The sequence below is a fragment of the Microcoleus sp. Pol10D4 genome, assembly GCF_036701555.1.
Lineage (GTDB): Bacteria > Cyanobacteriota > Cyanobacteriia > Cyanobacteriales > Microcoleaceae > Microcoleus.
On sequence record NZ_JAUBRA010000068.1, the window covers coordinates 1 to 25,051 of the forward strand.

The window sequence follows — 25,051 nt, forward strand, 5'->3', positions numbered from 1 at the left end:
CGTGCTTGGATGGCTCCGACAGACCAACCCCACGAAAACTTCATCTTCCCTGAAGAAGTTCTGCCTCGCGGTAACGCACTTTAAAAAAATCAGGATTTGGATTTCAGATTAATTTAAATTTTTTAAATTGAACTTGAAATCCAAATCCCAATTCCCCGGCGCAGGTGCGGTACTCCCGTGCCCTACTAGGGAACAAAAAAACCCAAAATCCAAAATCTAAAATCGTTGGAGGTTCTACCGGGTGGTAACGCTCTCTAATTCCTACGCAAGCGGTCGCGACCAAGAATCCTCCGGGTTCGCTTGGTGGTCTGGCAACGCTCGTTTAATCAATCTCTCCGGCAAACTGCTGGGCGCACACGTCGCTCACGCTGGCTTGATCGTGTTCTGGGCCGGTGCAATGACTTTGTTTGAAGTCGCTCACTTTATCCCAGAAAAGCCCATGTACGAACAGGGCTTAATTTTGATGCCCCACGTCGCTACTTTGGGTTGGGGCGTAGGCCCCGGCGGTGAAGTCACTGATATCTTCCCGTTCTTCGTAGTCGGCGTTCTTCACTTGATTTCATCTGCTGTTCTCGGTTTGGGCGGCATTTATCACGCCGTTCGCGGCCCAGAAGTTCTCGAAGAATACTCTTCGTTCTTCGGCTACGACTGGAAAGACAAGAACCAGATGACCAATATCATCGGCTACCACCTGATTCTGTTGGGATGCGGCGCTCTGCTGCTGGTAGCTAAGGCCATGTTCTTCGGCGGTGTCTATGACACTTGGGCTCCAGGCGGCGGCGACGTGCGTATTATCACGAACCCCACTCTCAACCCGGCTGTGATTTTTGGCTACTTGACTCGCTCTCCTTTTGGTGGCGAAGGCTGGATTTGCAGCGTCAACAACATGGAAGACATCATCGGCGGTCACATCTGGCTCGGCCTGATTTGTATCGCTGGCGGTGTTTGGCACATTTTGACCAAGCCTTTCGGCTGGGCTCGCCGCGCCTTAATCTGGTCGGGCGAAGCTTACCTGTCTTACAGCTTGGGCGCTTTGTCCCTGATGGGCTTCATCGCTTGTTGCTTTGTCTGGTTCAACAACACTGCTTACCCCAGCGAATTCTACGGCCCGACGGGCCCGGAAGCTTCTCAAGCGCAAGCTTTGACCTTCCTGATCCGCGACCAACGCTTGGGTGCTAACGTCGGTTCTGCACAAGGCCCCACCGGTCTGGGTAAATACCTGATGCGCTCTCCTACTGGCGAAATTATTTTCGGCGGTGAAACGATGCGTTTCTGGGATTTCCAAGGCCCTTGGTTGGAACCCTTGCGCGGTACTAACGGTTTGGACTTGAACAAAATCAAGAATGACATTCAGCCTTGGCAAGCTCGCCGCGCGGCTGAGTACATGACTCACGCTCCTTTGGGTTCTTTGAACTCTGTGGGCGGTGTGGCGACTGAAGTTAACTCGTTTAACTTCACTTCTCCTCGTTCTTGGCTGTCCTGTTTCCACTTTGTGATGGGTTTCTTCTTCTTGGTCGGCCACTTGTGGCACGCTGGTCGCGCTCGCGCGGCTGTCGCTGGCTTTGAGAAGGGTATCGATCGCGAAAATGAACCAGTGCTGGCTATGCCAGACTTAGACTAATCGATCGAATTTATTTCTGATTTGATTGTCTAGTTGAAAAAGGCTCCTGCTTAACTGCAGGAGCTTTTTTTGACCTAATAATATCTGAAAAAGCTACGGATTGTCGATCGACTGTTCTCCAAGCCCATTAGCAGCAGATCCAATCCTAGAAGTATAAACCGGGTTTCTGAGTTAACCTTTTGAATTCCATGCTGTTTCTTTCCGTAAGCTCGTTCCTGAGCCAGCTTTTGCATCCAGGACTGAAATATTTCGGTGCGATCTTCATCGGTGGCGGTGAATGACTCTGCAAGTCTTGAAACTTGACAAGTTTAATCCGTTGGGGTAAAGAGCTTGCAAGGCAGGGTCTACAAAGTTTATATTTAAAGTACAAAAGTTTTAATCCCATACAATGGAAAGTTGCACTGAAAAGTTGCAGTTTTAAGGCAGATCGCTACAGGTGCAAAACTAATCGACGATCGCCATCAGGATATTTATATTTTATTAAATGGCTGTGCTTGCCGAATTTTTTAACAGGCACAAAACTTTTGGGCCGCTTACTGTTATTGCTAGGAAAGCAAAAGATTAATAATGGACTCATTAAAGATCGAAAATCTCAAGATGACGTTCGATCGAGCAAATTTGCTCGATCGCATCGCCAACCGCATTCGCCGCTCTCTAGAACTACCCGAAATTCTGAGCGCAACAGCAGCGGAAGTTCAATCATTCTTGGGAACAGACAGAGTAAAAATCTACAAATTTCATAGCGACGGTAGCGGTGAAGTTATTGCCGAATCAATTAACGGCAACCGCTTGCCATCCCTATTAGGGCTGCATTTTCCAGCAGACGATATTCCCCCTCACGCCCGCGAAATGTTCGCGCAACTACAGGTGCGATCAATCGTCGATATAGATTCCGGGCTGCTAGGCCAAAGTCCGCGCCGCGAGGCGGTTTCCGGCCAACTGCTGCCCGACGACGAAATCCGCTTTCGTGCGGTTGACCCCTGCCACGCTGAATACTTGACTGCACTGGGCGTCAAGGCTTGCTTGGTAGTACCAATTTTTCACGGCGAAGAATTCTGGGGGTTGTTGGTATCTCACCACTCCGAGTCCCGGAGTGTGGCAGAAAACGAACTCCAAGGCGTTCAGATGGTGGCAGATCAGCTCGGCGTCGCCATAGCCCAATCAACCCTCCTCGCGCGAGCGAGGGCTAAAGCTCAACGGGAAGCCGCAGTCAACCGCGTCGCCGCAGCCCTTAACTCCCAGCCAGCGATTGAACTCCAAACAGCTTTGGCAGAATCGGTAGCAGCACTAGACGCCGGCGGCGGCAGGCTGTGCATTTTCGCCACACCATTCATTTCCGACAGCAGCAAAGTTCCGAATCTAGTTCCCTATTCGGATAACTCCACTGGCGAACTCACAGTCTACACTTGCGGCTCAGAGCCGAAAATGCCAATTTCGGCAAAATACCCGCAGGTGGAGCAATACAGCGTCTGGCACGAATATTTTAAATCCGGCGAGCAACAGGTTTGGGCAATTCCCGACTTGTACCAAATTAGCAGTTTGAGAAGCCTACAACCTGCATTTCGATCGACTAAAATTCGCAGCATTTTAATCGTACCGCTCAGAACCCGCCAGCAAATATTCGGTTACTTGACCATTTTTCGAGAAGAATTTGACACCGAAACTCTCTGGGCTAGACAGTTTGATAGCGACGGGCGGCTTGCCCAATCTCGGATCTCTTTTGAAGCGTGGAAAGAGTCAAAAACTGCCCAAATTCGCGAATGGAAAACTGAAGAAATCGAATTATTCCAAATTTTTAGCACCCACTTTTCTAATGCTATTAACCACTACCAACTAGATCAACAAATAGAAGAACTTAACACAAATTTAGAAAATCAAGTTCAAAAGCGCACCGCTCAACTACAGCAGTTGACCCAACAGCAGCGAGTGCTGTTTGAAGTGGTAGCAAAAATGCGGAAATCCCTCGAATTGAACAAAATTTTTAGCACGATGTCCCAGGAAGTGCGGCGGGCTTTAAATGCCGATAGAGTTGCGGTTTACCGCTTCGATTCCGCATCAGAATTTAACGATGGCGAATTCGTTGCCGAAGATGTTTTGCCAGATTTTGTGTCAGCAATGGCAGTCAAAGTCCACGATCACTGCTTTGGAGAAAACTACGCCAATCTCTACTCTCAGGGGCGAGTTCACGCCATGTCCGACATCAGACAAGCCGGACTGCAAGATTGCTTTCAGCAAGTCTTGGAGCAATTTCAGGTCAAAGCTACTTTAGTTGCACCGATTATGAAAGGCAACGACCTTTGGGGGTTGCTGTGCGTACACCAATGTTCGGCTCCCCGCAACTGGGAATCTTCCGAAATTAAGTTTGCTACCCAAATTTCCGCGCAGCTCAGTATCGCCATAGAACAAGCAGATTTGCTCGCTCAAACTCAGCAGCAAGCAGTTGAGTTGCAGCGGGTAGCAGAGCAGGAGCGAATACTGTTTGAGGTAGTTGCTAAGATTCGACAATCTCTCGATTTAGATACAATTTTTCGTACTACAACTACAGAAGTGCGGCGGATATTAAAGGCAGATAGAGTTGGCATTTATCGCTTTGATTCTAGTTTAAACTTTAATGAAGGCGAATTTATTACCGAAGATGTTTTGCCTGGTTTTTCTTCGGCAATGAATGTAAAAGTTCGCGATCATTTCTTTAGCGAAAACTATGCCAAAAAATATAGTCAGGGACAGATTAAAGTGCTACCAGATGTCGAAAATGCTGGACTTTCAGACTGCCATGCTGCTCTTTTAGCTCAATTTCAAATTAGAGCTCAGGTGATTATGCCGCTGATGAATGGCAGCGAACTTTGGGGTTTGCTGTGCGTGCACCAGTGCAGCGGTTTGCGCCATTGGAACACTTCGGAAATTCAGTTTGCTACGCAAGTTGGAATTCAGTTGAGTGCAGGATTAGAACAAGCAGATTTGTTGGCTAAAACGCGGCAGCAATCAGTTGATTTGCAGTGGGCAGCCGAGCAACAGCGGATACTGTTTGAAGTGGTGGCTAAGATTCGAGAATCTCTCGATATCAACGCGATTTTTAAGACTGCAACTCAAGAAGTTGGTCAGTTTATGCAAGTCGATAGAATAGCCGTTTATCGCTTAAATCCTGATTTGAGCGGTCAATATATTGCCGAGTTTGTGAAAGATGGCTGGATAAAATTGGTAGGGGAAGGTATCAGTACGGTTTGGCAAGATACTTATTTGCAGTCAAACCAAGGTGGCAAGTATCTGAATAATGAAACGATAGTCGTTGACGATATCTATCAAGCTTGTCACTCGGAGTGTGACATTGGTATTTTAGAGCAATTTCAGGTGAAGGCTTATGCGATCGCGCCGATTTTTGTAGGACAAGAACTTTGGGGTTTGCTGACAGCGTATCAACATTCTGGGCCCCGCTGTTGGGAAAGTTCAGAAGTTAACTTTTTAGCTCAGATTGCCAATCAATTAGGCGTTGCTATCCAACAAGCCGATTTGCTGGCTCAAACCCGACGCCAAGCAGAACAAATCGCTCAAAGTTTAAAAGATTTGCAGCACACTCAAGCTCAATTGATTCAAACTGAAAAAATGTCTGGTTTGGGGCAACTGGTAGCCGGGATTGCTCACGAAATTAACAATCCGGTTAATTTTATTTACGGCAATCTCAATCACGCTAGTGAATATACTGCTAGCTTACTGAGTTTGCTGGAACTTTACCAGCAGCAATATCCCGCTTATAGTCCTGAAATAGACAAATTGAGTGAAGATATTGACTTGGAATTTCTGCTAGAAGATTTGCCAAAATTGCTATCGTCAATGAAGGTGGGAGCCGATCGCATCCGTCAAATAGTTCTGTCTTTAAGGAATTTCTCTCGTCTTGACGAAAGTCAAATGAAGGCGGTTGATATTCACGAGGGCATTGACAGCACGCTGTTAATTTTACAGCACAGGCTGAAATCTAATGCGGACAGTGCAAACATTGTGCTAGTGAAAGAATACGGCATTTTGCATCGAGTTGAGTGTTATGCTGGACAGTTGAATCAGGTATTCATGAATGTAATTGGGAATGCGATCGATGCTTTGGAATCGCACAAGTTGCTCGCTGGTCAATCTGTAGCTCCTCAAATTAAAATCTCTACTGCTGTCGGTCAACTTAATGGTACTCTTCCTAGCGCGCTGATTCGGATTTCTGATAACGGTACGGGGATTTCGGAATCTATGAGAAAACGCATATTTGACCCTTTTTTCACGACTAAGCCAGTGGGTAAAGGTACTGGATTGGGACTGTCAATTAGTTACCAAATTGTGGTAGAGAAACACGGCGGCGTTTTAAAATGCAATTCGGAATTGGGGAAAGGTACTGAGTTTGTGATCGAGATTCCGCTTCGACAGGAGCCACCAGTCATTAGTCATTAGTCATTAGTTATCAGTCATTATCTCTCTTTTGTCACTTCGGAGATGTGACAGTTGCGTAAGTTCTGATGCCAAAAGATGCCTATTTAATTGACTTTTACAGATCAGTTTCGGTCTTTTCTAGTTCTTGTTGGAGAGTATTCTTGACACGATCGTACTCAACCTCGATTTGAGCCAACAGCGTTGAGGCTTGATCTAGTTCACCAGAGGTACTGATGACTTCTAACCTGCTACAAAGCTGGGCCAGAGGAGTCGCGCTTAGATTCGCACTACTGCCTTTGAGGGTATGAGCCACTCGCTTTAGGGTTTGAGTATCCGCTTGGGCGATCGCTAATTTCATAGCTTGTAGCAACTTTAGAGATTCCTCAAAGTAGCAGTTTGCCAGCAAGCTCAAAATCTGGGTTGAATCTTGATCGATGCTGCTACAGAAAGCTTGCAGTTCAGTGAGGTTAACCGCTGGCACATCAATTTCTGGCTTGTTGCTATCTGATTCCTCCTTTTGGGCCTGCTGCGGTTCCGGGTTGGGTGGACACTGACTCAGCGCTTGGATGAGAGCCTCTAGTCGAATTGGTTTACTGATATAGTCATTCATGCCAGCATCAAGACAAACCTGGCGATCGCCCTGCATGGCATTTGCCGTCATGGCAATAATCCTGGGACGAGTATGAGCCGGCCACTCCTGGCAAATACGACGGCTGGCTTCTAGTCCATCCATCTCTGGCATTTGTACATCCATCAGCACCACATCATAAGGCTGGCGATTCAGGGCTTCCAAAACTTCCAATCCATTGGCAGCAATATCTGCCCGGTATCCCAAACGCTCTAACAGCAGCAGTGCCACCTTCTGATTCACCAGATGATCTTCTGCTAAAAGAATTCGCAGTGGGAGTCTCTGGGCCAGTTTCATATCATCCTGAACAGATTTAGGAAGTTGTTGTTGAACTTTTTTCGGTTGAGCTTGTAGCACATGGATCAGTATTTGATAGAGCTGGGATTGTTTGATGGGTTTGGTTAAAAAAGCCGCAAAGTGGGTGGAGAGCGCTGAAGAACTCGCTTCTGGGTAGCCCATTGAAGTCAGCAACACTAGGGGTAAACGGTGGTACTTAGGATGCTGGTGGATGGCTGAGGCGAGTGTGAGGCCGTCCATTTGTGGCATTTGCATATCTAAAATAGCCACATCAAAGGTTTCTCCACTCTCAAGCCAGTTGAGCGCTTCCACAGCCGATTGGGCAGCCAGACTCTGCATCCCCCAAGTATCTGCTTGCAACGTCAGAATCTGTCGGTTAGTGGGCTGGTCATCCACGATTAATAAACGCTTGCCAGATAGTTCTGGTAACATTTCCATCGGTTCCGCTAACTCAGTAGCCACAGAGGATGCCACAATCGTGAAGTAGAAGGTAGAACCCATTGTGACTCGATTAAGCTTAGCGGCTTGCCATTTTGGTGAAGGGGTTCCTCCGACATGGCCTCGGCTTTCAACCCAGATCATGCCGTTCATCGTTTCAGTCAGTCGCTTACTAATCACCAAACCTAAACCAGTCCCTCCATACTGCCGAGTCGTCGAAGCATCTACTTGGCTAAAAGACTTGAACAGTCGATCGAGCCGGTTGGCTGGAATACCAATGCCTGTGTCTTGAATGGCAAACTGGATTTCATACAAGCTTTCTGACAAGTTACCTGGCTCAGAAATTGTTTTGTCAGAATCCACTAGAGAGGCTTCTACGGAAATGGTAACTTCCCCAGCTTCAGTAAATTTAATCGCATTGTTGAGCAAGTTAACTAGAATCTGACGGAGACGGGTGACATCACCCAAAATGAAGTTAGGAGTCTGAGGCTGGATGAAGTAGCCCAATTCAATATTTTTCTCATCTGCTTTTACTGCAAGTTGGTCGATCGCATTTTCTATACAATCTCTCAAGCTCAAAGGATGCTTTTCTAACTCCAGCTTGCCCGACTCAATTTTGGAGAAGTCAAGGATGTCGTTGATGATGCTCAGGAGGGTATCCCCACTATTACGGATCGTCTCGATAAAGTCTCGCTGTTGAGCCTTGAGTTCTGTATCGAGCAGTAGTCCCGTCATACCAATAACCGCATTCATGGGAGTGCGAATTTCATGGCTCATCATAGCCAGAAACTCACTTTTGGCTCTGTTCGCAGCTTCTGCTTCCAGTCTAGTTTGCTCCAGGGTACAGTTTTTCAGAGTTAATTCTTCTCGTTGTCGAGTTTCTTGCTCTAGTAACTTGGCTTGAGCTAGGGCAATTCCTACTTGAGCCGCGACTGATTCTAGCAACTCCACTTGATCGGTGGTCCAATGACGGTAGCGATCGCACTGGTGCAAACAAATGGCACCATTCGGTTCTCCTTGGTAAGAGGTTCGCACTGCTAATGTCGATCTCAAATTGAGATTGGTACAAATTGAATGAGCACAGGTGAGCAATGATTCGCAATAGACATCCGGGGAGGCGATCGCTTCATCTTGAGCCATCAATTGTTTTGTATAAGCAGGACTGGCCGACAAAATATCATGCTCCCCGCTGGGCGCTGACCCCACTGCTAGATACTCGGCAACGATAGGAAACTGAGGCAGTGGATTGTCTTGGTATGTGCTAATTAAGCAGCGACTGACCCCAAGAGCTTGCCCAATCTGAATAGCAGCCGTTGCAAATATCTGCTGAGCATTGAGGCTTTGACGAATTTCTTCGGTAATTTGCTTCAGCAGTAGGGCTTTTTGCAACTGTCGTTGTAGTGCTTCTTCTGCCTCCTTGCGATCGCTAATATCCTTCATGAAGCAGTGATGCCCGACAAACACATTTTGCTCGTCATAAGTAGAGACCATCACCACTTGTTTATAGAAGCTAGAGCCATTTTTTCGCATTCCCCTAGCCTCCACTTCGACTCTGCCGTCTCTCAACATTTGCTCATAAGCAGCCGCCATCTTCTCAACATCTTCAGGATGAACGGTTCTTTGCCATTCCATCCCTAGCATTTCCTCGGGCTGATATCCGCAGATGGCAGCATAAGTCACATTGACAGAGATATAGCATCCTTGAGGGTCCAGCCGAGAAATGCCTGCCACGGCATTTTCTAGCGCCGCACTCATTTGTTGCAGTTCCGCTTCGGCTCGTTTGCGATCGCTAATTTCAATTAGAATGCAACCCACCGCTATAGGCTGCTCTGCATCCTTGAAAATGGGAAAGTGAGAAGTTAGCCAGTAGCGCTTGGCACCCGTTTGACTGGATACTTCTGTGCTAATTTCCAAGTTGATCGAAGGTTTTCCAGTTGTTAAAACCTGTTGTAATAGTGGATTCACACCAGCAGCAAATTCTCCCAAAACATTATCGGTTGTCTTACCTAAGTGAGCCTCCACAGAGTGGCCATTAATTTTAGCTAGTGCCTCATTGATTTGTAAAAATCGAAACTGTTGATCGTGGATACACAGCCCCACCCCTGCTAGGGAAGCTCCTTTAAAGAAAGCATTCAATAATTGCTCTCTGGCTTGAATTTCCTGCTCTAAGTTTTTGCGCTCGGTAATATCGCTGTGAGAACCAGTCATACGGACAACTCTGCCCGCTTCATCCGAAAGCGCCTGCCCTCGAGTTAGAATCCACTTGTAGCTCCCATCCTTACAAAGAACTCGATGTTCCGTAGTATAAAAAGAAGTTTTTCCCTCAAAGTGATCTTGAATTACTTGCATGACGCAACCGAGATCCTCGGGATGCACCCGCTTGCTCCATTCGTCCAGGTGATGGGGAATTTCATGGTCTTCGTAGCCCAACATTTCTTTCCAGCGAGCGGAGAAGAATGCTTCATTGGTGTTGACGTTCCAATCCCATACCCCATCATTACTACCACGTAGGGCGAGTTCCCACCGCTCTTCACTCGCTTGCAGAGCGACTTCTGCCTCATGCCGTTCAATTTCACTACCAATCCATTGAGCCATCAGCTTCAGTAATTCCACATGGGCAGATTTAAAGCTGTCTGCACGGGGAGATTTACTAGAGAAGCTGAGTGTACTGTAGACTTGGCCTGCAACTAATACTCGTGTTCCAATATAAGCTTCTATGCCAAGGACAACATAGGCAGGATGGTAACGCCATTTGGAGGTGCCTATATGTTCGATGGTTAGGGGTTCATTTGTGTCTAAAGCTTCACAGCACAAAGTTTCCTTAATATCAAAGACGTCACCTGGTTTCAGGACTCCATCGGGCGATCGCACAACCATCACCTCATACGTATTATCTTGCACACGAGCCAAGATGCCACTTTCAAGCCCAAAATTCTCACATCCCATGTCAATCAACGCTTGGATGCGCTGCTCAAAATTGAGATTTTGGGTAGCAGTGACTTCATATAAAGCTCGTATCGCCGCCTCTCTTGTTCTTAGCTCAGTTTCGGCTTGTTTACGTCTCTTAATTTCAGCTTTCAGAGATCGATTGATTATAGATAATTTTTGCGTTCGTTCTTGAACCCGCTGTTCTAATGTAGCGTTGGCGTGTTGAATCTCCCTAAATTTTTGATTAAGGACGATCGCCATCAATTGAAAATTGCCAGCAAGCTCATTGATTTCAGTAACAGAGCTATGTTTCCATTCAAATGTTTCTTCTGAAAGCTTGTTGGGTAAGTCGGTAGTCGCAAGAGCTAAATAGGATAATGGCTTGACCAGTCGTTCGCTAACCAGCGTTGCAAACAAAAATGCCAACATTGTGATGACGAGTAAAATACTCAAGTCAGCCTTGTAGCGATTTTGTAAATTTTCTACATAGGGAGCTGCTGGAATTTCTAAGCGTAATCTCCAGTCCAGATCGGAGCTAATTGTAAATTCCTCTATATACAGAGAGTTTTTCCAACGGATCATTGGATTCTTGTTATTGCTAGGAAGCCACTGCTGCAAGGTTCCCTCTAAGATGCGAGTGCTGCCGTCCTTTGACTCCTCAAGACTGGTCAAAAGCTTTTGGTCGGATTGATTACTCGCAATGACTCGGTTGTTTTGATCTAGCAATGTAATGCGTATTTTCTGATCGTTTCTCTGGAAAATGTAGAGAGATTTGATCTTGCTCAATCCTAATGAACCGTGGATCAGCCCAATAAAACGACCTTGAACTTGCAGGGGCACATTCAATCCTACATTAGGTTCGTCCATTAATAAATGTTTGTGAATAGAAGTCATCCAAGGTGTCGATCGCTCTTGAGCCATGGTAATGAGAGATTTATGTTCCCTGCTTTGTTCTATCAACCGCCGACGGGTTTGATTAAAAGGAGAAGAAGTAGCTAAAATTGTTCCCGATGAATCGGCAACATAAATTTTGTCAAAATCAGGCAACAACTGCTCGATTAGGCTAATTTTTTTTTGTAGCTGCTCGGATGATTGAATCGCTGTATTAGCAGCAGTTGTGGCTTCAGGTATGAGCGATTCTTCAGCTAATGTATTCAAAGCTAAGAGATGTCGCTGATGCCATCTAGATATGGCGCTAGTGATAGTTTTTGCGTTTGTTTGTAAATCCGTTTGCACCGTGGTTTGGATTTGACCAACAAAGTATCTACCATCAAAAACTAATAGGATCAGTCCTGGAATAAATACAAAAGCTACTAACAGATGAAAAATAGTTTGTTGTAAAGAGAGGGCGAGATGCTTTGAAGCACTAATCCACCGATAAATCGGCGCATACGAAATGATCAAGCTGGCAACTAAGGCATTAAAAATGCCGTTGACTGCTTGTTTGCACATAACGAGGATGGCCTGATTCGCATCCATCTGCATCATTTGACCGTAGAAAAGCCAAACGAGGGGCATTCCAATTAAGAACCAGTAAATTCCATCGAATAACAGGATATTTGGCTGTTTGCGCTTCTTGCAAAGAAACCCTACAAACAGAGCCTCAATTACCAAAATAATCGTGGCGTATGGATGATTCCAAAGGATATAAGTATAGCTGCCTGCAATTAGACCAGCCAAGCCTCCCCAGCCCCAGCCGAAGTAGTAAGTAATAATCAGTATGGGAATACTGCCAAAGAGGAAATCAACCCCAAAGAAAAGAGACAAATTGCAATGGTTGCCCAGAAAACCCGCACCAGTGAGAAGGGCGATCGCACCTAACCATCTTTTATTACGCATTGAGCTAGCCCTTCCCATAAACTTTTATAATCGCTAGTTGCTGAATATTACCTGATTCCGATAAAAAAAGCGCCATCGAGCCGATCTATTATTTACCTGACAGTTTCCATGAAGATCGCACCATCGATTATTTAAGCTTTCCAGCAGCAATCAAGGCTTACTCATACACGACTTGAGTTCTCGATCGACTTTTTTAATATGGTTCACGAACCAATCTAGCAATTGTTCATTAACCTTAATGGCTAACGAAAGACTCGCTCCTTTGGTTTGTAGCTCTTGTTTAACTTCGCTCAGTGTTTTAATAAATTTGGTATGCGCCGCTGCATTGTTAGATGCAACTGGGCATTTGTATCTCTGCATACAAGTTTCTTCAAAGCCGAAGTGTTGTGCTACATACAAGTCTAAAAAATATACAATATTTTTTATTTCTTCCTTTCCACGGTTTGCCAACATGGCATCCACTAAGGTATTGAGTTGATCAATTAATTGTTTATGCTGGTGGTCAATTTCTGGAATACCAATACTTAACGAATCATTCCAAATGACGAGAGGCATAGTTTTTACCCTTATGATTTAACGGGTGAATTCATTAACTGTATGAATCGTGGTACAAAAAGTGTTACGACCTTTGTCTTTGGCGTGATAAAGTGCTGCATCGGCAGCAGTAATTAAAGTTTCTGGCCGGCTCTCTTGGGTAGGAATTACACTGGTAATACCGAAGCTGAGCGTAATGCAATGATACGGAGAACTCTTATGGACTATTGCTAAAGCTTGGATGCGAACCTGCATTTGCTTAACGATTTGGACGGCTCCCTCAAGCTCGGTGTCGGATAAAATAACTACAAATTCTTCACCTCCATAACGTGCTACTAAATCTCCAGCTCGATTAATACTGCAATTGAGAGCTGTGGCAACTTGCTGTAAACATAAATCCCCTGCTTGGTGTCCATAAGTATCGTTGTAAGGCTTGAAAAAATCGATATCACACAAAATCAGTGACAAAGGAGTTTGCTGCCTCGTCATGCGTCGCCACTCCTCCTCTAGCTGTTGGTCAAACTGACGGCGATTGGCAATCTGAGTCAAACCGTCAATTGACGCGAGGTATTTTAATTGTCGATTGGCGGCCTCTAGCTGCTTGTAAAGTAGGGTTTGTTGCTGTTGCAAATGGAATTGCTGAATCAACCGTCGCACTCTCTGTCGCAGAACAGCCCAGTGGATCGGCTTAGTAATATAGTCAGCCGCTCCCGCTGCAAACGCTCGATCGACAGATTCTTTGTCTTCTAAGCTAGTAATCATCAAAATAGGTGGGCGATCGCTCTGAGGCACTTCAGATAATTTTTGACAACAAGCAAAACCATCCATAGTAGGCATCACTGCATCTAGGAGGATTAGGTCTGGATGTACTTCCTCATAAGCTGCTAGCCCTGTCAACCCATCCGTAGCTTCGGCCACTCGGTATTTTTCCTTCTGTAAATACAGTCGAAGTTGTAAACGCATCAAGGCATCGTCATCCACAATCAGAATTAGAGAGGACGGTTCCGTAGATGGGTTAGTCGAAATGGCTGACTCTTCTAATGATTGATACATACGTCATGGTGTATCTCAAGCTTTGGAAACATTCTAGCCTAGCATATTTTGAGCTTGGGATGGACAGTGAAAAATTGACCAATATGTCATAAATTATACACCAGCTAAGCAGCCGCAACAAAATCGTAGGCAGCGTCGGGTTTGTTAAACCAACAGCCACAGTCTACTTAAAATTTATCGCTTTTTTTCGGGGATATAAAGTCTGGTCACTTGCACTAATTTTTGTAAATATGTAATTATTTTTGGGGCATTAAACAGTTTTTACAACGTCGAGCGAGCTTTGACGAACGATCGCCTGTTATCTGGCGATCGCCGCTCGAATAATATGCTATATTTCTCAACTTAATTCAGGCTTTTTCAGGTGCATCAAATTCCTCCCTCATCTTTGAGCGATCGTCTGCTCTATTTTTGGGAAATACATCTGATGGTCACACGATCGCGTATAGCTTCGCCCTTAGTTGAGCGTTTGTTCGCAAGAGGAAGCTCTGACTGCCAAAAGGCGTAAGCTTTGTTAAGAAATATTTACAGCCTTTTGCGCGTTCTCGGATAGGTTGTTTCTCTTCTTTCTCCCAATAATCCGCCCAGATAGTGTCTAAACTCCTGTCTTTGGGCTTGAGTCTGGAACACATCGTCACAGCATTGGCACCATCTTTCAAAGCATGGGGGCAGGGAAGCTATACTATAGCAATTCTCGCATCATTTGTGAATTTCTTACGGACTCCCCGCGAGTTCGGGGAGGGTTGGGGTGGGTAAAAAGTTTATGACTCATTTAGCATTGGTATATACTATAATAACTGGCAAAGAGTAAATTAACTTGATGGAGATAACTTACTATGGCAGTAGCACTCCCTGATTTTTCTCAAAGCGTTCAAAAAACGAAAGAAGTTTGGACGGAACAAGTCGGAAAAGCAGTGAATTCTGTTTCAGAAGCAACAGCAGAAGCTAAATCTTCTCTCTCCGAAACTGCATCTCAGGCCAAAGAAGCTCTCACTCAAACTACGAATTCTGCAGTCAATACTGTTAATCAAGCTACGAACAATGCTTTAGGTACTGTAGCGGAGAAAACAGAAAAAGCGAGACTTTCTATATCGGAAGTCGCGAATCAAGCAGTTAGTCGCGTCAGTGAAAGTACCAACAAAGCTGTTGATGCTGTTTCTCACTCTGCGGCAACTGCTAAAGAAACTATTAATCAAACTACTAACTCTGCGGTCAGTACTCTGAATCAAAGCACTAGCCAAGCTGTAGAGAGTGTAAATCAAGCTACCGAAAAGGCTAAGGCTTCATTAGAAGATAGCATTAACAAGGCGGGAAATATGAGCGGCACCGCTTCAGATGCCATCAAAAGTGCTATCAATGGTACTGTCAAAGATTGGATTGATTCTCACCCTGTAGTCTTCTGGTTGGTGAGTCATCCGCTGATATCTTTAGCAATTTTGCTACTATTTATATTCATTATATTGGGTCTTTTTCAGGGTTTAAGTAGCTTTTTTGCTGGAGGATGGTTATTTATTCTGCAAAGCCCTGTAAAATTTATGCAAAGAGTTGTGAGTTTCGGCTCTAAATCTGTAAGTAATGTCGGTGGAGTGGCGGTAAACTCATTGGTTTCAAAGAATCCCCAAGACAAAAATAATTCAGGTTTACAATTGAGGGGAGTTGAATCAAACCGTTTGGAGTCTCAAGAACGACTTGCTAATATTTTGGGCAGGTTGGAGGCAATTCGAGAAGAGCAGAATCAGCTTTTACAAGAAGCGTCGGCAATTTTAGGCAACAAATTTAAGGCAGAGTGAGAAGGTGTGGGGCGATCGCAAATCGTGGTAAATTTAATACATCCAGGCTTTCCATCAAAGCCAGATCCATGAAGGCTTGTAGTCGATCGCTCAATACGCCATGCCCGATTCCGCATTTTCCGATGATTTAAAATGGACGCCAGAAGCCAAGGCGAAGCTGAAAAATATTCCCTATTTTGTCCGGGGACAAGCTCGCGTCCGCATCGAGCAGTTGGCCCGCGAAGCCGAAACCCAAGTCGTCACCGTTGACTTAGTTGAGCAAGCTCGCATCGAGTTTGGGCAATAAGGGCTTGAAATGTACCCTAAAGCTTTAAACTATAAGTTGCCTGATTTTGATGTTCACAGAGCTACTGAGTCACCCGTGCGGAAAATAGTTATTGCTGGCAACTGGAAAATGTACAAAACTAGGACTGAATCCCTAGAGTTTCTTCAAGGATTCATGTCCTGCCTGACGGAAACCCCAGAGGAACGGGAAGTCGTGCTTTGCGTTCCCTTCACTTCCTTGGCTGTCCTCTCGAAAAATTTGCACGGCAGCCGTATCAGACTCGGTGCTCAGAACGTTCACTGGCAAGAGTCTGGAGCTTTTACAGGGGAAATTTCCGGGCCAATGCTGAGTGAACTTGGTGTGCGCTATGTCATCATCGGCCACAGTGAGCGCCGCCAATATTTTGGGGAAACTGACGAAACGGTGAATTTGCGGCTGAAAGCTGCTCAGAAATACGATTTAATTCCGATTCTGTGCGTTGGGGAAACCAAGCAGCAGCGAGATGCAGGCGAAACAGAAGCTCACATTTTTTCTCAATTGGAAAAAGATTTGGTTGGTGTTGACCAAAATAAGTTGGTAATTGCTTACGAGCCGATTTGGGCAATTGGCACTGGCGATACTTGCGAAACGAAGGAAGCTAACCGAGTTATTGGTTTGATTCGCAGTAAATTGACTAATCCTGGCGTGCCAATTCAGTACGGTGGTTCTGTTAAACCGGAGAATATTGATGAAGTTATGGCGATGCCTGAGATTGACGGTGTTCTGGTAGGCGGTGCGAGTTTGGAAGCTGCGAGTTTTGCTCGAATTGTCAATTACAAATAAGTCCTAATGGGTAATTAGTAATTGGGGGGTTATGCCAGGAGTTATGACACCAAAACCAGATAATCTGTAAGAGTTATAGCAGACGAAAGCTGGAAAATTGTTTGCTTCAACACTTGAACCAGGACAGTAGGAAAAGTGTCATACACTCCTCTAGCAAACTTTGTTAAACAATTCAAAATCGAGCTTAAGTAAAATAAAACTTTAAAAGGACATAGGCATGGATGCACTCGTAGCAACAATCGCACAAATTTTAGATTACGTTCACACCCAAGGGCCAAACGCGATCATGCAGCTAACCGCACTACTCACAGCTCTCAAAGCGGGAGTGGGAGTTGTGGGGTTGCTGTCTGGCCTGGTGGCTCAAGTACCCGCTACATTACCCGCTGTTACTGAAATTATCAGCCAGTTGATAGCTTTAATCAGTTCCGGGGCCGGAATTACTGAAATAGCAACGGTGCTCGGTCAATTGGCGACCTCGCTGGGATTATCTATTGAGACTGTTGTCTCTGTCTTGCAAACGATTGGCGCTGTATTGGTAGCATTTTAAATTGAGTCGCCTAGCTTTTTAGGGAATTAACCACGCCTTCCGACTTACGCGATCGCACTTGGCGGATCAGCTACTCGAAAAAGAAGGTAGTCACCCAATAAAAATGACAATTAGAAATAAAGTTTTTGATTGGGGAAAACGCACTTATTTGATGGGCGTTTTGAACGTAACCCCTGACAGTTTTAGTGACGGCGGAGATTTCAATACCATAGAATCTGCTTTAGCGCAAGCGGAAAATATGGTAAAATCCGGTGTAGATATTATTGATATTGGCGGTCAATCTACGCGGCCCGGTGCAGCGGAAATATCTTTAAAAGAGGAGATAGATCGCGTTATACCTCTCGTACAAATACTGCGACAAAAAGCCGATATTTTTGGCTCAGTTCCTATTTCGGTCGATACTACCAGAGCGCAGGTTGCCAAAGCTGGGGTTGAGGCGGGAGCTGATATAATTAACGATATTTCTGGAGCTACTTTTGATGCGGAAATGCTGTCAACAGTTGCTCAGTTAAAAGTACCAATAATTTTGATGCACATTCGGGGAACTCCCCAGACGATGCAAAAACTGACAGATTATCGGGATTTAATGGGGGAAATTGGGGAATTTTTCGAGAGTCGAATTGCGGCAGCAGTTGCCACGGGGATTGACAAATCTCAAATAATTCTCGACCCTGGTATTGGCTTTGCCAAGACTTACAGTCAAAACTTAGAAATTCTGCGAGAGTTGCGAAAATTCCGTGTTTTAAACTGTCCGATTTTAGTCGGAGTATCGCGAAAAAGCTTCATCGGTCACATTTTGAATCAGCCAGAAGCGAAACAAAGAATTTGGGGGACAGCGGCGGCTTGTACAGGTGCGATCGCAAATTTGGCAGATATCTTGCGAGTTCACGATGTCAGAGAAATGCACGATGTTTGTCTGGTTGCCGACGCTATCTTCAGGAATCAGTCTTGAGAAGTCGGAGTATCAATAACTTTCATTTCCCCGCCCTCAGAATGAATCACATCGGGCATAGAACCCATCAGCTCGCCCAGAGCTTCGCTCATGCTTCTGGGGTCCATAAACAGAATTTTGGCATTGTCGCTTTCGCCCAATTTTTGTTGAGCGTCTAAGTATTTTTCCGTTACTAAGTAATTCAAAACTTGCTTACTATTCGGATGGGAGTCTAAAGCTTCTACTAAGAGCCTCATGTACTCCTTAGTGCCGATCGCCTTATTGACCATTGCTTGCCACTCGCTCTTAGTGGCGCGCTCCAATTCCATAGCTTCTTGCACCCTTTTCGGAGGTGTAATGCTTTGAATTTCTACGCGAATTACTTTGACGCCCCAAGGTTGAGTAGCTTCGTCTAACTTCTTGAGTAACTTTTTATTCATGTCATCTCGGGAACCCAAGATGTCTTGCATTGGCAATCGACCAATTTCAGCGCGAAACGTGGTTAAAACTAAGTTGGCGATCGCATTTTCAATTTGATCGATTCCATAATAAGCTTTCTCTAAAGTGACAACCCGCCAATACACCACGGCATCGACTTCTAGAGCCACATTATCTCCCGTGATTGCTGACTGAGGTTTAATATCTAAAACTCTTTCACGGGTCGTGTCCACGCAGACGACTTTTTCGACCAGGGGACTGATAAAGTGGAATCCTGGCTTTAGAGTGCGCTTGTATTGACCCAAACGTTCCACTAAAGCTTCGTCGCCACCGCTGACTATTTTAACGCTGGAGTTAACAGCGTAGCCGAGGATGAGCGCAAAGAGCATGGTAAGAATAGACTGCCCCATTTCTATTTTCCTGCTAAGGTTAACTGAGAATCGATCGGAATTCTACTCTAATTTAACTCAAACTCGACCCCACAGTGCTAAAATATCTCGACTGTTAATAACTAACTATTTCATCGGGTGGGCCCCATCGGCTCCGACTCTTACTGCGCTAGTGAAACCCAGCATATCAACAACACGTTTCCACAAAAGACATGAAAAACGATCGAGAGTTTCGCTTGTTCAAACCTTTGAGGTGGATAGCCCCAAGCATTTTGGTGGGTGCAGGAATCTGCAATGCCGCAGTGCCCCAACCAGCACAAGCTGAGCCAATCGCCCTGCAACTCTCGCAAAACTTGCACTCGCAGAACTTGCAACCACCGCGCCGAGGCCCTGCTGTTCGAGAAGTTCTGTCCTACGAGATGAAGGGAGACGAACTCAGGATTTGCAAGCAGGAAGGCAACTCCGAGAAAAAGTGCCAAGTTGTAGGTAAAGGCTACACGGTGGGTTTGAGAACTGCCAACGACCTTTACGGTCAAGGAAATGCTGTCAATGCCGAAGCTTTGTACCGGCAACTAATCGCTCGCTATCCCAAAGAAGCGGATGCTTATTACAAGTTGGGAACTATGCTGTCGGGGCAAGGTAAAATGAGCGATGCGATCACTCTATTCCAAAAAGCAATTGAAGTCAACCCGAAGCACGCCAAAGCTCACAACGATTTAGGCGTGGCGATGGCAAGTCAGGGGCAGTTGCCCGAGGCAATTGTTCAGTGGAGACAAGCCGTTAAAATTAACGATCGATATCCCGATGCTTTAAACAATTTAGGAGTCGGTTTGTACCAGCAAGGAGACAAGGAAAACCAAGCGGAGGCAGTAGCCAGCCTCACAAAAGCTAAGGAGTTATTTATCAAGCAAGGCAGAACTCAAGCCGCAAACAGAGTCGATAAAATTTTGGAGGAAATTAATTCGCGGTCGAGCGGTTCCTAAACTCAACCGCCGATCGCAGATTGAAAGAAAAAACATCTTTGGCGATCGGCGTGAATCAGCGTTCAGCGGCGGTTAAACACCCCCAAAAACGAGAATCTAAAGCATTTCCTTCAAAACTTGTATAATCAAATCCCCATCCACCCGATCGCTCACAGCAGCCTCACCCAAGCGCACCGGCAGCACAAACCGCACCTTGCCATCCTGCACCTTCTTATCCAGTTGCAAAGTATGCAAAATTTCCTCAACATCGACACCCGCCGGCAATTTGGCAGGTAAACCCGCTTTTTCAATCAAAGCAGACTGGCGGCGATCGTACTCAGCATCCCACATTCCCAACTCCACAGCCAACCGGCTTGACGCAGCCATGCCGATTGCCACTCCTTCCCCGTGATTAATCACCTTGTAATTGGTCAAACTTTCCACAGCATGACCAATGGTGTGTCCGTAATTCAAAATCGCCCGCAAACCCGATTCCTTCTCGTCTTTGCTGACCACCTCAGCCTTAGCTTGGCAAGACCTGCTCAAAATTTCAGCCAACAAATCCGCCTTCACATAGCGCATTTGATCCAAACGCTTGCAATTCTCCAACTTCCCAAAAAGTTCAGCATCCCAAATCACCCCGTACTTGATGACTTCCGCCATCGCCGAACGAAACTCCCTCGCCGGCAGAGTTTTGAGTACATCCGGGTCAATTAACACCAAACGTGGCTGGTGAAAAGCCCCGATTAAATTCTTCCCTAAAGGATGATTTACCCCCGTTTTGCCCCCAATAGAAGCATCAACCATCGCCAGCAGCGAAGTCGGAACCTGCACGACATTAATTCCCCGCAGCCAAGTCGCCGCCGCAAAACCCGTCATATCGCCCACAACCCCGCCGCCCAAAGCGACCATTGTCGAGGAACGTTCTAAGCGGTTTTCCAAAGCCGCACCGTAAATTTTCTGTACCGAATTTAAAGTTTTGTACTGTTCTCCCGGTGGTAAAATGCAGCTACCAACTTCCAGACCGGCTGATTCGAGGGCTGCGGTTGCTCTTTCGCCGTACTGCCTAAAAATCGACTGATTTGACACCAGCAGCACTTTTTTGCCCAAACTTAGATCGCCCATCAGACTGCCGAGTTCGTCTAATCCGCCCGATCGCACGCAAACATTGTAAGATTGTGGCCCCAAGTCAACTTTAATTATGGATTGCATATTTATCTAATTTAGATATTAGATTTTAGATTATCAGATAATTGGGTTGAAAACCCCGTCACTTCGACGGATTAATGTCGATATAGTGTCGCTCTAGTATGGCATACTAGAAATAGCACAGGCTGAAAAACCGCTATCACAAGACAATATAAATCTGGGGTGTCCCCACTTGACAGGATAGGAAGTAGTAATGCGTAGTGGATGGCGATAACCACGATAAACAGAGCTAGGGTAGCCAATGAGCACCCGTTAAAGGGCAAAATCAAATACTTGATATTCAAGTTGTACCGTAGGGCATACGGAAACAAGGGGAGCAATCCTCTAAAGCTTGCGGAGATAAGCCCGCTGGGACTCCTCTAAATTAAACTCGAAACTTAGTTCTATTGAACGTGTTTTTGGTTTAAGTGGTGCCGAAAGGATAGAGAGTTTTAAGGTGTATCAGTGAACCAAGAATCCCCACCCATTAAAGCTGGGGAGTGTCAAAGGTCTTTTTATTGATTGTTTTGGAGAAATGGCAATGACTCTTAGCGGAATAATAACTTATTTCGGAATTTTTGGCGGCATGATCGGCTTGGCGACAGTGCTGATGTTTGGTCTGCGGGCTGTCAAACTCATCTAATTTGCTAATTTAGATGTCTCAACCAGAGGATTTAATCTCTGGCCAAAGTATCAGTTCGACAACGTATTTGCGCCACAAATCTCTAGGTTTATCTGTAGATTGACGGCGCAAATGCTTTGTCCTATAAAAGTTTATGCTAGTATTAACTAATTCAATAAATCCAGTACGCAATTGTAACACTTTAACTAGATTGTATGGTGCGTGTTAAAGTGATTTCCTGAATGCCAAGACGTATAAAATAAGTATCATCATAACAGTTATAGTTGCAAACAAGTTCTTGTCCGTCGTAGATGTCAACTGCTGCAACGTCTCGTCGCACTGTCGAAAGAATATTAGGAGACTCCGAACAATGATTGATGAAACGTTGATCGTCAAAGCAAAGAACATATCTACAGAGGATATTGTCAAAATAGGCATATTTTAGGAACTGTTCTTTTGCTGAAGGAGACATACGTTCAACATCAGCCTCTTCATAAGACGTATCGAAGTATGGAGAGTATTCCCAGGTAACAGTACCTTTGGGAATAAACTGCGCTGCGAAAAGACCAATACCATGAATAAAACTGAGGCCAAGTTTTGTCTTAACCAGTAGCATACCGTGTTATTATCCTGTTATGAAAATAAACGAAAAATGCTGATTAAAACTATCAACACCACAACTTTATCACAATGGAAGATTTGGTTGAGATTTTGGAAGATTGAGGGCGCACCACTGGGGCGAGTTAGACTAAAGATTCTAGCGCTGGCAGAAGAAAAGGGCGATCGCGCTAATGGGATACGTTGATTAATGCCGTACTTATCGCCGCCGTTTCTTTACTTGTTCATAGGGGAAACAATCAATAACGTCCGATAGCATATAACTACCTTTGGAATCTGATTCCATCAGTTCCAAGTAGACAATCTTGGGAACTTCAAAGTATCGATATGTTTTGCCACTATTGAAAACAACTTCGAGGGTGTAGCTTTCCTCGTCATAACCCGCAGATTGGATCATGCTAGATTCAACAGGTTCTAGTTTCATGGTAATTCGGCGATGCTTTTCTCTAACTATTTATAGCCGATCGCCCTGCAATTTAAATTAGCCCGCCTAAAAAAACAGAATACTCAGATCCTCGACTTCGCAGAAGTCCGGGATGTAGCGCGCGATCGCACCTGAATTTCCCCTAAAATAACTTCTACTCCCTCAATCCAAAATCTAAAATCTAAAATCTAAAATCGATATGTCTCATTCCACCGATATCGTCACCCTCGCCCGCTGGATGGCCGCCGATTTCAGCAACCAAGCCCAAGCCTTTGAAAATCCGCCATTCTTCGCCCACATCCGCGTCTGCATGAGGCCTTTGCCTGTCGAAGTTCTGGATGGGCTCAGCTTGTACCTAGAACAAGCCTACGATATTGAACTGAATGTACCGTACCGAGTCCGAGTTTTGAAATTAGTCCCGGTGGGCGATCGAATCGACATCGAAAATTATGCCATAGAAAACGAAGAACAATTCTACGGCGCTTCCCGCGACCCGCAACGGCTGCAAGAAATCAAAAAAGCACAACTGACACTGCTTCCCGGCTGCACGTTTATTACGCAGTGGACGGGCAACAGCTTCAAAGGGTTTGTCGAACCAGGAAAAGGCTGCATGGTGGTCAGAAAGGGCAAAAAAACCTATTTAGACAGCGAATTCGAGATAGACCAAGACAAGTTTATTAGCCACGATCGCGGACGTGACCCAGAAACCGACGCCCACGTCTGGGGAGCCCAGGCCGGCCCTTTTGAATTCACCCGCCGGGCTAGTTTCGCCGAGGAAATTCAGGTTTAATCTAAAAAAACAGACTCCTTCCTGGGTGAACACGCTTGATTAAAGGTTCAGAATGCACCAATACCTGGTACATTAACCCAGTATTGGCAAGCAAGATTCACCGTTGATTTATGAAAGTCCTGGTTATTGGTGGCGATGGCTATTGCGGTTGGGCAACCGCACTCTACCTTTCTAACAAAGGTTACGAAGTTGGCATCCTCGACAGCTTCGTGCGGCGGCACTGGGATCTGGAACTGTGCAGCGACACCCTCACTCCCATCGCACCGATTCAGCAAAGACTCCAGCGATGGCAAGATTTAACGGGCAAGTCGATCGACTTGTTCGTCGGTGACATCACCAACTACGATTTTCTCAGCAAAAGCATGAGAAAATTTGCACCAGAGGCGATCGTCCATTTCGGCGAACAGCGTTCGGCACCTTTCTCAATGATCGATCGCGAACACGCAGTCCTTACTCAAGTCAATAACGTCGTCGGGACACTCAACCTGCTGTACGCCATCCGCGAAGACTTCCCCGATTGTCACCTAGTGAAATTGGGGACAATGGGCGAATACGGCACGCCGAATATTGACATTGAAGAAGGCTACATTACGATCGAACACAACGGCCGCAAGGATACACTACCCTATCCCAAACAACCGGGCAGTTTCTACCACCTGTCAAAAGTCCACGACTCCCACAACATCCATTTTGCTTGCAAAATCTGGGGTTTAAGAGCCACCGACTTAAATCAGGGCGTAGTCTACGGCGTGCTCACAGATGAAACCGGCATGGATGAACTGTTGATCAACCGTTTGGACTACGACGGAGTATTCGGGACAGCATTGAACAGATTTTGCATCCAAGCTGCGATCGGTCATCCTTTGACGGTTTACGGCACTGGCGGACAAACCCGCAGCTTCTTAGACATTCGGGATACCGTGCGGTGCGTGGAATTGGCGATCGCCAACCCCGCCGAAGCCGGACAATTCCGCGTCTTCAACCAATTCACCGAACAATTCAGCGTCGGCGACTTAGCCTCCTTGGTGCAAAAAGCAGGCATGGCAATGGGATTAAAAGTAGAAATCAACAACATCGAAAATCCCAGAGTCGAGAAAGAAGAACATTATTTCAATGCCAAAAACACCAATTTGCTAGACCTCGGTTTGCAACCGCACTATCTCTCAGATTCCCTGCTCGATTCTCTGCTGAATTTTGCTACAAAATATCAGCATCGGGTCGATAAAAACCAGATTTTGCCGAAGGTTTCTTGGAAGTAATTTCTGGTATCTATTTGCGGGTAAGAGATTTTTTAACGAACCGCGAAGGCGCGAAGGGCGCGAAGCAAGAGGAAAGAGAGGAAGAGAGGAGAAGGGTTCGCAAGTTCTGAATGGATTTGGCTGTATATTACGATGATCTATCTTTTTTATCTTTTGCTCTGTGTCCTCTGTGTCCTCTGCGGTTAATTAAAAGATGGCATCAGGTTTTTACTGCTGGCTTGTTTGGGAATAAAGGCCGTGAAAAGTCGAATTCTCATTCTGTTA

19 protein-coding genes are annotated in these 25,051 nt (G+C 45.6%); 12 read left to right on the forward strand and 7 right to left on the reverse strand.

What is annotated here, in order from left to right:
- Nucleotides 1-241: 241 nt before the first annotated feature.
- Both psbC and QUA36_RS25390 read left to right on the forward strand, forming a co-directional pair.
- Complete coding sequence (gene psbC / locus QUA36_RS25385) at nucleotides 242-1,621, forward strand: photosystem II reaction center protein CP43 (protein ID WP_333459504.1); 1,380 nt, start codon at nucleotides 242-244, stop codon at nucleotides 1,619-1,621.
- Between the two features lie 567 nt (nucleotides 1,622-2,188).
- On the forward strand, nucleotides 2,189-6,049 hold the full coding sequence (locus QUA36_RS25390; protein ID WP_333459505.1) for a GAF domain-containing protein: 3,861 nt from the start codon (nucleotides 2,189-2,191) through the stop codon (nucleotides 6,047-6,049).
- 94 nt (nucleotides 6,050-6,143) lie between these two features.
- Here the strand turns inward: QUA36_RS25390 and QUA36_RS25395 are convergent, their stop codons facing one another.
- The 3 genes from QUA36_RS25395 to QUA36_RS25405 form a co-directional block, all read right to left on the reverse strand.
- Entirely contained in the window at nucleotides 6,144-12,176 is a 6,033-nt protein-coding gene (locus QUA36_RS25395; protein ID WP_445301454.1) for a response regulator, read from the reverse strand.
- 132 nt (nucleotides 12,177-12,308) lie between these two features.
- Nucleotides 12,309-12,713 carry a hemerythrin family protein gene (locus tag QUA36_RS25400; RefSeq protein ID WP_333451516.1) on the reverse strand — a complete coding sequence of 135 codons (405 nt, stop codon included), beginning with the start codon at nucleotides 12,711-12,713 and terminating at the stop codon, nucleotides 12,309-12,311.
- 18 nt (nucleotides 12,714-12,731) lie between these two features.
- A complete protein-coding gene (locus QUA36_RS25405; protein WP_333451518.1) occupies nucleotides 12,732-13,745 on the reverse strand; it encodes a PleD family two-component system response regulator in 1,014 nt (337 codons plus the stop codon).
- An 833-nt stretch (nucleotides 13,746-14,578) separates the two neighbouring features.
- On the opposite strand from QUA36_RS25405, the gene QUA36_RS25410 reads away from it, so the two are divergent.
- From QUA36_RS25410 to folP, 5 genes are all read left to right on the forward strand, one after another.
- Nucleotides 14,579-15,532, forward strand: a complete 954-nt coding sequence (locus tag QUA36_RS25410) for a hypothetical protein (RefSeq protein WP_333459507.1) — start codon at nucleotides 14,579-14,581, stop codon at nucleotides 15,530-15,532.
- A gap of 100 nt (nucleotides 15,533-15,632) precedes the next feature.
- On the forward strand, nucleotides 15,633-15,818 hold the full coding sequence (locus QUA36_RS25415; RefSeq protein WP_333164169.1) for a PCP reductase family protein: 186 nt from the start codon (nucleotides 15,633-15,635) through the stop codon (nucleotides 15,816-15,818).
- Between the two features lie 75 nt (nucleotides 15,819-15,893).
- On the forward strand, nucleotides 15,894-16,619 hold the full coding sequence (gene tpiA / locus QUA36_RS25420; protein ID WP_333459517.1) for a triose-phosphate isomerase: 726 nt from the start codon (nucleotides 15,894-15,896) through the stop codon (nucleotides 16,617-16,619).
- Between the two features lie 217 nt (nucleotides 16,620-16,836).
- Nucleotides 16,837-17,166, forward strand: coding sequence for a hypothetical protein (locus QUA36_RS25425; protein WP_333459508.1), 330 nt, complete (start codon nucleotides 16,837-16,839; stop codon nucleotides 17,164-17,166).
- Between the two features lie 103 nt (nucleotides 17,167-17,269).
- The gene (gene folP, locus QUA36_RS25430) at nucleotides 17,270-18,118 is read left to right on the forward strand and encodes a dihydropteroate synthase (protein ID WP_333459509.1); all 849 of its coding nucleotides are present in this window, start codon (nucleotides 17,270-17,272) and stop codon (nucleotides 18,116-18,118) included.
- On the opposite strand, the gene QUA36_RS25435 is transcribed toward folP, so the two are convergent.
- Nucleotides 18,109-18,945 (reverse strand): stomatin-like protein, encoded by an 837-nt coding sequence (locus QUA36_RS25435; RefSeq protein ID WP_333369714.1) that lies wholly within the window; start codon nucleotides 18,943-18,945, stop codon nucleotides 18,109-18,111. The genes folP and QUA36_RS25435 overlap by 10 nt on opposite strands.
- A 191-nt stretch (nucleotides 18,946-19,136) precedes the next feature.
- On the opposite strand from QUA36_RS25435, the gene QUA36_RS25440 reads away from it, so the two are divergent.
- Entirely contained in the window at nucleotides 19,137-19,907 is a 771-nt protein-coding gene (locus tag QUA36_RS25440) for a tetratricopeptide repeat protein (RefSeq protein WP_333459510.1), read from the forward strand.
- Nucleotides 19,908-20,003: 96 nt separating this feature from the next.
- Here the strand turns inward: QUA36_RS25440 and aroB are convergent, their stop codons facing one another.
- Entirely contained in the window at nucleotides 20,004-21,098 is a 1,095-nt protein-coding gene (aroB, locus tag QUA36_RS25445) for a 3-dehydroquinate synthase (protein WP_333164178.1), read from the reverse strand.
- Between the two features lie 517 nt (nucleotides 21,099-21,615).
- Between aroB and petL the strand changes: the two genes are divergently transcribed.
- Complete coding sequence (petL, locus tag QUA36_RS25450; protein ID WP_333164181.1) at nucleotides 21,616-21,717, forward strand: cytochrome b6-f complex subunit PetL; 102 nt, start codon at nucleotides 21,616-21,618, stop codon at nucleotides 21,715-21,717.
- A 181-nt stretch (nucleotides 21,718-21,898) separates the two neighbouring features.
- On the opposite strand, the gene QUA36_RS25455 is transcribed toward petL, so the two are convergent.
- Nucleotides 21,899-22,312, reverse strand: a complete 414-nt coding sequence (locus tag QUA36_RS25455) for an SET domain-containing protein-lysine N-methyltransferase (protein WP_333459511.1) — start codon at nucleotides 22,310-22,312, stop codon at nucleotides 21,899-21,901.
- A gap of 36 nt (nucleotides 22,313-22,348) precedes the next feature.
- Between QUA36_RS25455 and QUA36_RS25460 the strand changes: the two genes are divergently transcribed.
- Entirely contained in the window at nucleotides 22,349-22,501 is a 153-nt protein-coding gene (locus QUA36_RS25460) for a hypothetical protein (RefSeq protein WP_333459512.1), read from the forward strand.
- A 12-nt stretch (nucleotides 22,502-22,513) separates the two neighbouring features.
- Here QUA36_RS25460 and QUA36_RS25465 read toward each other — a convergent pair whose 3' ends face one another.
- Entirely contained in the window at nucleotides 22,514-22,738 is a 225-nt protein-coding gene (locus QUA36_RS25465; RefSeq protein ID WP_333164190.1) for a KTSC domain-containing protein, read from the reverse strand.
- Nucleotides 22,739-22,937: 199 nt separating this feature from the next.
- Here QUA36_RS25465 and QUA36_RS25470 point away from each other — a divergent pair, with 199 nt between their 5' ends.
- Nucleotides 22,938-23,528: a chromophore lyase CpcT/CpeT gene (locus tag QUA36_RS25470; RefSeq protein WP_333164193.1), complete on the forward strand. Its 591-nt coding sequence runs from the start codon at nucleotides 22,938-22,940 to the stop codon at nucleotides 23,526-23,528.
- 110 nt (nucleotides 23,529-23,638) lie between these two features.
- Nucleotides 23,639-24,787, forward strand: coding sequence for an NAD-dependent epimerase/dehydratase family protein (locus tag QUA36_RS25475; protein WP_015175194.1), 1,149 nt, complete (start codon nucleotides 23,639-23,641; stop codon nucleotides 24,785-24,787).
- Nucleotides 24,788-25,051 lie beyond the last annotated feature (264 nt).

Coding starts and splice junctions, on each gene's coding strand:
- QUA36_RS25390 (WP_333459505.1), top strand. CDS start 2,189: ATGGACTCATTAAAGATCGAAAATCTCAAGATGACGTTCGATCGAGCA.
- QUA36_RS25395 (WP_445301454.1), bottom strand. CDS start 12,176: ATGGGAAGGGCTAGCTCAATGCGTAATAAAAGATGGTTAGGTGCGATC.
- QUA36_RS25400 (WP_333451516.1), bottom strand. CDS start 12,713: ATGCCTCTCGTCATTTGGAATGATTCGTTAAGTATTGGTATTCCAGAA.
- QUA36_RS25405 (WP_333451518.1), bottom strand. CDS start 13,745: ATGTATCAATCATTAGAAGAGTCAGCCATTTCGACTAACCCATCTACG.
- QUA36_RS25410 (WP_333459507.1), top strand. CDS start 14,579: ATGGCAGTAGCACTCCCTGATTTTTCTCAAAGCGTTCAAAAAACGAAA.
- QUA36_RS25415 (WP_333164169.1), top strand. CDS start 15,633: ATGCCCGATTCCGCATTTTCCGATGATTTAAAATGGACGCCAGAAGCC.
- QUA36_RS25425 (WP_333459508.1), top strand. CDS start 16,837: ATGGATGCACTCGTAGCAACAATCGCACAAATTTTAGATTACGTTCAC.
- folP (WP_333459509.1), top strand. CDS start 17,270: ATGACAATTAGAAATAAAGTTTTTGATTGGGGAAAACGCACTTATTTG.
- QUA36_RS25435 (WP_333369714.1), bottom strand. CDS start 18,945: ATGGGGCAGTCTATTCTTACCATGCTCTTTGCGCTCATCCTCGGCTAC.
- QUA36_RS25440 (WP_333459510.1), top strand. CDS start 19,137: ATGAAAAACGATCGAGAGTTTCGCTTGTTCAAACCTTTGAGGTGGATA.
- aroB (WP_333164178.1), bottom strand. CDS start 21,098: ATGCAATCCATAATTAAAGTTGACTTGGGGCCACAATCTTACAATGTT.
- petL (WP_333164181.1), top strand. CDS start 21,616: ATGACTCTTAGCGGAATAATAACTTATTTCGGAATTTTTGGCGGCATG.
- QUA36_RS25455 (WP_333459511.1), bottom strand. CDS start 22,312: ATGCTACTGGTTAAGACAAAACTTGGCCTCAGTTTTATTCATGGTATT.
- QUA36_RS25460 (WP_333459512.1), top strand. CDS start 22,349: ATGCTGATTAAAACTATCAACACCACAACTTTATCACAATGGAAGATT.
- QUA36_RS25465 (WP_333164190.1), bottom strand. CDS start 22,738: ATGAAACTAGAACCTGTTGAATCTAGCATGATCCAATCTGCGGGTTAT.
- QUA36_RS25470 (WP_333164193.1), top strand. CDS start 22,938: ATGTCTCATTCCACCGATATCGTCACCCTCGCCCGCTGGATGGCCGCC.
- QUA36_RS25475 (WP_015175194.1), top strand. CDS start 23,639: ATGAAAGTCCTGGTTATTGGTGGCGATGGCTATTGCGGTTGGGCAACC.